Source organism: Nostoc sp. S13, from assembly GCF_029379315.1.
Classification (GTDB): domain Bacteria; phylum Cyanobacteriota; class Cyanobacteriia; order Cyanobacteriales; family Nostocaceae; genus Nostoc.
The window spans coordinates 23,479-30,345 of record NZ_JAQYWQ010000089.1 but is presented as its reverse complement, the minus strand read 5'-3'; the positions used below and the strand labels follow the sequence as shown (position 1 = coordinate 30,345).

At 42.2% G+C, this 6,867-nt stretch carries 4 protein-coding genes and 1 pseudogene; 3 read left to right on the top strand and 2 right to left on the bottom strand.

Features of this window, described 5'->3' with window-relative positions; all coding sequences use genetic code 11:
- The first annotated feature begins 793 nt into the window (after window positions 1-793).
- Window positions 794-1,198, top strand: a complete 405-nt coding sequence (locus PUQ00_RS23390) for a thioesterase family protein (protein WP_300421357.1) — start codon at window positions 794-796, stop codon at window positions 1,196-1,198.
- Between the two features lie 135 nt (window positions 1,199-1,333).
- Window positions 1,334-1,507: pseudogene (locus PUQ00_RS23385) on the top strand (HlyD family secretion protein); the annotation flags it as partial.
- A 233-nt stretch (window positions 1,508-1,740) separates the two neighbouring features.
- Here the strand turns inward: PUQ00_RS23385 and metK are convergent.
- Window positions 1,741-3,015, bottom strand: a complete 1,275-nt coding sequence (metK, locus tag PUQ00_RS23380) for a methionine adenosyltransferase (RefSeq protein ID WP_300421354.1) — start codon at window positions 3,013-3,015, stop codon at window positions 1,741-1,743.
- A 266-nt stretch (window positions 3,016-3,281) separates the two neighbouring features.
- Window positions 3,282-4,286, bottom strand: coding sequence for a phosphoribulokinase (locus PUQ00_RS23375; RefSeq protein ID WP_300421351.1), 1,005 nt, complete (start codon window positions 4,284-4,286; stop codon window positions 3,282-3,284).
- Window positions 4,287-5,496: 1,210 nt separating this feature from the next.
- Between PUQ00_RS23375 and petH the strand changes: the two genes are divergently transcribed.
- On the top strand, window positions 5,497-6,846 hold the full coding sequence (gene petH / locus PUQ00_RS23370) for a ferredoxin--NADP reductase (protein WP_300421348.1): 1,350 nt from the start codon (window positions 5,497-5,499) through the stop codon (window positions 6,844-6,846).
- The last annotated feature ends 21 nt before the right edge of the window (window positions 6,847-6,867 follow it).

Genomic DNA, 6,867 nt, shown 5'->3' with positions numbered 1-6,867 from the left:
TTTGACTTTGCCACTCTTCAGATGTACGGAGCTTGTTCAAAACTCAAATAGGATTCCTATAGCTTATACCAATTTCATATGAAGCTGCATAAAAAAGAGCTTCTAAAATAAAGTTATAATAGGAGATAGACATTACCTGCTCAAATGTTAATTGCTCGAACAATTGTTGTCTGCGAGTGCGTAAATCTTGTAAGTAAGAAAAAAGTTCATTCTTGAGAAATTTTTTAAGAAACTGCTGTCATCCTTTTAATTGGATTAAATTCAGGGGGATGAGGTGGTTGAACTAAGGGAATAATATTTTCAGGTCAATTAATTGCACAACTGATATGAACAGAAACTTTGTCAATTTGTAAAATTGCATAATCTCAGCCTAATTGCTGAGATAGCCAGTCTAAAAATTGTTGAACATAGTTACCGTTAAGTTTGGGATAAACGTGAGTGGAAATATGGCGATCGCTTAACCTTTCCCTCTCTGCATCTCTGCGTAAACTTTCATCTCAACATCAATCATAGGGCGTTGCATAATTGAAGTATGAATTACGCGATGCCTGCGGCGCCACGGAACCGTGCTTGAAATAATATATTAATAATCGAATAGATAGTTCCAGCATTTCCTCGGACTTAGAGTAACAAAAAGTTTTACGATTGAGTATATACGTTTGACTGCGACGTAGGTCTAAGCATAAACCTAATGCAAATTCACTGGTTGGTGTTTTTGTGATTGGCTGACGGAAACTAAAAGCTCAATTGGATCTGCTATCTCTAGATCGCGTTATCTCTAACCTGGAAATTTATGGAAAAATTTTTTGATACATCTATTGAGCTACAAATCAAAACCTATGACATCGACTTTGCGGGTGTTGTCAGTAATATTGTTTATGTTAGATGGTTAGAGGATTTGCGCCTAGCCATGCTTGCTAAACACTATCCACTCAACGATCAGCTCAATCAAGGGTTGGCACCTGCTATTGTTCAGACACGAATTGATTACAAGAAGGCTCTTAGCCTTTTTGATCGTATCTATGGCCGAATTTGGGTTTCTGATATTCAAAAAATTAAAGTGGTCATTAATTTTGAAATACTTCATAACCAAGAAGTCGCCGCCTTTGCAGAGCAGACAGGTTTGTTTGTAGAACTTACCCGGAAGCGTCCTGTTGCTATTCCTGATGACCTAAAAGCTAAGTATGAAACTTGGTAGACTAAGTAATCGGACAGAAATATTTACACATTAGGTTTTAGCCTGGATAAGGGTTTAAGTCCGAATTTTGTGTAATTAATTTTGTCTTCCTACTTAGCAGGGTTACGCACACAATTGGCACAGACGCGATTGAAAATAGCAGCTATTGACACTCAAGCATCCTTTACACTGGAGAATATTTATTTCCAGCAAGACCGGGTTAAACAAGTGTTTGGCGTCAAAATTAACATCAACAACCCCGCAGGGTTTGCCAAGCCAGGAATGCCCGCAGATACCGAGATTCACATCGCATCGGAGGCGAAAAAATAGATCATCGCTAAATTTTTATTGGTATAGGACTTACGCATCAAGTACGAAATGTAGGGGCAATTCATGAATTGCCCCTAGGGTAAATCAAGGCTTTCACTACCTTTTGCGTAAGTCCTGTGGTAGTTTTACTTTTCGATATTCAGGTGTCTAGCAAAAAATGAGGGCATAGCTAACTGGTCAAGTTGCCAATACCCTCACGTAGATAAACTAACTTTTTGCAGTAGCGTATAAGTCTAAGTTAGTGCCTGAGCAACTACTGCCGAAAGTGACTCATTTGCTGCTTGCTTCAACAACTCAGCTTTATCGGTCTGTTCCCAAGGCAAGTCTAAATCAGCCCGCCCAAAATGACCGTAAGCCGCGATGTCCTGATAAAAACGTCCGCCTCGTTCACTTGGTAAGTTGCGTAAGTTGAAGGTATGGATAATCCCCGCCGGACGCAGTTCAAAGTGCTGGTTGATTAATTTCAGCAAGGTTTCTTCATCCACTTTGCCAGTGCCAAAGGTATCCACCAGAATGCTTGTTGGTCGCGCTACGCCAATAGCATAGGATAGCTGGATTTCAACTTTTTCTGCCAACCCGGCGGCGACAATATTTTTCGCCACATAGCGAGCCGCATAAGCCGCAGAGCGGTCTACCTTCGTGGGGTCTTTGCCGGAAAAAGCGCCGCCACCATGCCGTGAATAACCACCGTAGGTATCAACGATTATTTTCCGTCCTGTCAAACCAGAGTCTCCCTGAGGGCCACCAACGACAAATTTGCCAGTGGGGTTGACTAAAAAACGTGTTTCCTCATTAGGCTTAATCTCAATGTCGCCAAAAACAGGTTCGACCACTGCTGACCACAGGTCTTGTTTAATCTTGGCTTGTACCGCCGCCTCATCCGTAATTTCCCCAATAGTGGCTGTATGCTGGGTGGAAATTAGGATAGTATCAATGCCTACAGGGCGTCCATCTTCATAGACCACAGTTACTTGGGTTTTGCCGTCAGGACGCAGGTATGGTAGTTCACCAGTTTTGCGGACTGCTGCCAATCGGCGAGCAATGCGGTGGGCGAGACTGATGGGTAAGGGCATCAGTTCTGGTGTTTCGTTGCTGGCAAAACCGAACATTATACCTTGATCTCCGGCGCCAATTTTGTCGAATAGTTCATCACTATCTTGCTGGCGGCTTTCTTGGGCGGTATTAACGCCTTGGGCAATATCGGGTGATTGCTCGTCTAAAGCCAACAGAACACTGGTGCTGTTAGCAGAAAAGCCATTATCGGCATTGGTATAGCCAATTTCAGCAATTTTCTTACGAGCAAGATTGACAAAATTCACATTGGCTTTGGTGGTTATTTCACCAGTGATTAGCACCAAACCAGTGTTAACTACTACTTCAGCGGCGACACGGCTGCTGGGGTCTTGTGTCAGTAAAGCATCCAGAATGGTATCAGAAATCTGATCGCAGATTTTATCTGGATGACCTTCGGTGACTGACTCGGAGGTAAATAAATATCGACGAGACAAAGGAAATTCCTCCTTTCTTGGGTTTTTTTCGCTGACTAAATGTGAATATTTAGTTCAACTACCTAATTTATGAAATCATAACAATATTTATACTTCAGTAGTTAGGATCTTCTTAATATTGATAAAAACCACTAATTATAAGGTAAGTATCTGTAAAGAAGATAAATGTCTGCTAATTATTTTGTAGCTAAAATGTATTTAATAACACAAAAAAAAGGGGGACACCCGGAAGCGCCCCCACAAGCTTTGACACAAACACTGCTGCTTTAAACCTGAACCGCTAACTTTGCTTCCGTAGCTGTCAACCGCTCATAAGCAGCACGCATCTTCAAACCTGTAAGCACTTGGAAGAAACCAGTTCCATTATTGGAACCTGGATACTCGCGGTGCTGGAGTAACAAGTGAGTCAATTCACCCTGATATTTAGTGGATGTATTGCTGAGATGGGTTTCGATGTAAATTACTTCTTCTAGATTGTCAAATTGACCATCCACCTCTAATACTGAGACATAGCGACCGTAGTATACGTCTGAACCGTAGTACAGTTGCATACCAGGATAAGAACAGGTTAGCTTGCGTCCACAGGGAGTCCAATTAATTGTTGAGCCTTCATCAAACAGGTAGGTTGGCTCAAAGCCTTGCTTACCTTCCCGTTGGAGCATACGCACCCTTAAGACTCGGCGCTCCGTGTCGTTTTTGATCAAGTTTGTGGGTAATACCTGGAGAACCACATCGGCAAATTCTCTTTGTGGTTCGATAAATTTATCGAAGTCAGGTTTACGGGAATTGATTTGCGCTAAGACATCTTCGTAGCGATGACCGCGTTCAGCCATATCTCGCTGGATCTTCCAGGCAATTTTCACTTCATCGCTAATGTCAAAATAAACACTGAAGTCGATTAGCGATCGCACCCGCTCATCATATAAAGGATGCAGCCCTTCAACAACTATAATGCGATTCGGCTGCACCCGCTCTGGTGGATCAAGCAAGCCTGTTTCGTGGTTGTAAATCGGCTTATCAATGGCTTGACCACTTTTGAGCGCTTTAATTTGCTCATACATCAGGTCAAAATTGTTCGCCCTGGGGTCTAGTGCCGTTATCCCGGTTTCTTTACGCTGTTTGCGATCAAGGGAGTGATAATCATCCAAGCAGATGACTGTCATTAAATCTTCACCAAACAAATCTATCAAACGACGCAAAAACGTAGATTTACCGCACCCAGAGTCTCCGGCTACTCCAATCAGTACCACGCGTTCCGGCTTATTTGTCATAAATCTCCTCTAAAATAGTAAAGTTGTGTCAATAATTTTTCACACAGCAGATTTTGAAGCCAGGAGTTTACCGCTTTGGTTTATCCTGCGTTCTTGCTACCTAGCACTGCTATAACACACCAAACCGGTAGACAACAAAGTAATAAGCTGCTACTCGTCGGACTAGCCTGAATGTTGGTGCCGGTAAGTATTTAATCCTAGTGGTATATTTGATTTTAACAGAAGGGGGTATCCCATACAAGATTTGCTTTCAAGAAGAATTAGTGTAGTTCATCAATGATTTTGTTGATTTAGTTGTTAATTTAAAAATGGGGATCAGCATCGCCATAAGCGTTGCAGCTTTGTCAGTCTGCTAGTTGTGACTCTATATAATCAAGTCTATAAGGTATAATTTCTTCTGGCAGCAAACTTTTTGGCCTTCCTAAATTGTAATTCCTGCTCGACAATGCTTCAGATATTCAAAGCTAAAATCTATCCAACGAATGAGTCAAAAACTTGCATTGGTCAAATTATTGGCTGTAAATTTATGGATATGCTCAAATAGAACTGTTGGGGTTATGGCAAAGTACTGATACAGGTTGACAGATTATTCACATCAAGTGAAACTGATTACAGTTGCTTAAATCACCGTTCTCTCTATCGTCATGTCTCTAGCTAGGAGTTTGTCCTAGTCATGTAATTATCCATAGACAGGTCATGAATATAGCTAAAAACATTCCGAGAGAGTAGTAGATTTGGAGAAGTAAAACCAATCGGAAGAAAACCTTCCTCTCCTTGCCATTCTCCGATTTAAACCCTTGGAGTAGGCAAGCACAACGGCAACTGTTAGAAGGAAACTGAGCGGTAGCTTCCAGCAATCAAAGCTGGCCTCCCACAAGAATATATATCATTGTGAATTGCTCGTTGGGTAGTAAGGTAAAAAGCTATCTCTCTGATGGGGGTGGTAGTTAACGAAAAAAAGATTAAATTGACTCATTATTAACATTCTCCACAAGACTTATCCTTTAATTTAGAAGGTGAACAGGTGTGTTTTTTGCTATGCCTGCATGTCTTTGGTGAGTGTACTTAGCAAGGCATTAATTTAATGATGCCGTTTTTCCTTCTTTCTCCAGTTTTGTGAAACGAAAATCCGCTAAACTAAAGCTGGCAAGGTAGGGGAATAGTTTTTTTTTGAAAAACGGTTAAGTAAATTATCGGAGTGCTAGAACGAATGTACAATCAAGGTGCTGTTGAGGGTGCTGCCAACACAGAATTAGGTAGCCGCGTCTTCGTCTATGAAGTGGTGGGTTTGCGTCAGGGCGAAGAAACCGATCAAACTAGCTACCCAATTCGTAAAAGTGGCAGTGTATTCATCAGAGTGCCTTACAACCGGATGAATCAAGAAATGCGACGTATCACTCGTCTAGGCGGCACAATTGTTAGCATCCAGCCTGTAACTGCGCTACAGCAAGTTAATGGTAAAGCCTCACTTGGGAATGCTACAAGCGAAGTCAGCGAGTTGGCTACATCTGGGGAAACTGCTAACAGTGAAGGGAATGGTAAAGCCACACCTGTAAATGCTGATGATAGTGAAGCCAAAGGCTTTGCTAAACCACCAGCTGAAGAACAGCTCAAGAACAAGGACAAGAAAGGCAACACCATGACTCAAGCGAAAGCCAAAAAAGACCACGGTGACGTTCCTGTCAACACTTACCGTCCCAATGCTCCGTTTATTGGCAAGGTAATATCTAATGAACCGCTAGTCAAAGAAGGTGGTATTGGTATTGTTCAACACCTCAAATTTGACATTTCTGCCGGGGATTTGAAGTATATAGAAGGTCAAAGTATTGGGATTATTCCACCAGGATTAGACAAGAACGGCAAGCCGGAAAAACTTAGACTATATTCCATCGCCTCAACTCGTCATGGCGATGATGTCGATGATAAAACAGTCTCACTGTGCGTCCGCCAGTTGGAGTACAAGCACCCGGAAACTGGCGAAACAGTCTACGGTGTTTGCTCTACACACTTGTGTTTCCTGGAACCAGGGGCAGATGTAAAAATTACAGGGCCTGTGGGTAAGGAAATGCTCTTACCCCAAGATACTGATACTAATGTGATCATGTTGGCAACTGGAACGGGTATTGCTCCCATGCGGGCTTATCTGTGGCGTCAGTTTAAAGATGCGGAAAGAGCAGCTAACCCAGAATACGAATTTAAAGGATTCTCTTGGCTGATATTTGGCGTACCGACAACTCCAAACCTCTTATATAAGGAAGAACTGGAAGAAATTCAACAAAAATATCCTAATAACTTCCGCCTCACTGGTGCTATCAGCCGCGAACAGAAAAATCCCCAAGGCGGTAGAATGTACATCCAAGACCGCGTAGCTGAACATGCTGATGAATTGTGGCAGTTAATTAAAAATGAAAAAACTCACACCTACATCTGCGGTTTGCGGGGTATGGAAGAAGGTATCGATGCAGCCTTAACAACTGCTGCTGCTAAGGAAGGCGTAACCTGGAGTGATTACCAGAAGGAACTCAAGAAAGCTCATCGCTGGCACGTAGAAACATACTAATTTAGTCATTAGTCATTGGTC

Coding starts and splice junctions, on each gene's coding strand:
- PUQ00_RS23375 (WP_300421351.1), bottom strand. CDS start 4,286: ATGACAAATAAGCCGGAACGCGTGGTACTGATTGGAGTAGCCGGAGAC.
- petH (WP_300421348.1), top strand. CDS start 5,497: ATGTACAATCAAGGTGCTGTTGAGGGTGCTGCCAACACAGAATTAGGT.
- PUQ00_RS23390 (WP_300421357.1), top strand. CDS start 794: ATGGAAAAATTTTTTGATACATCTATTGAGCTACAAATCAAAACCTAT.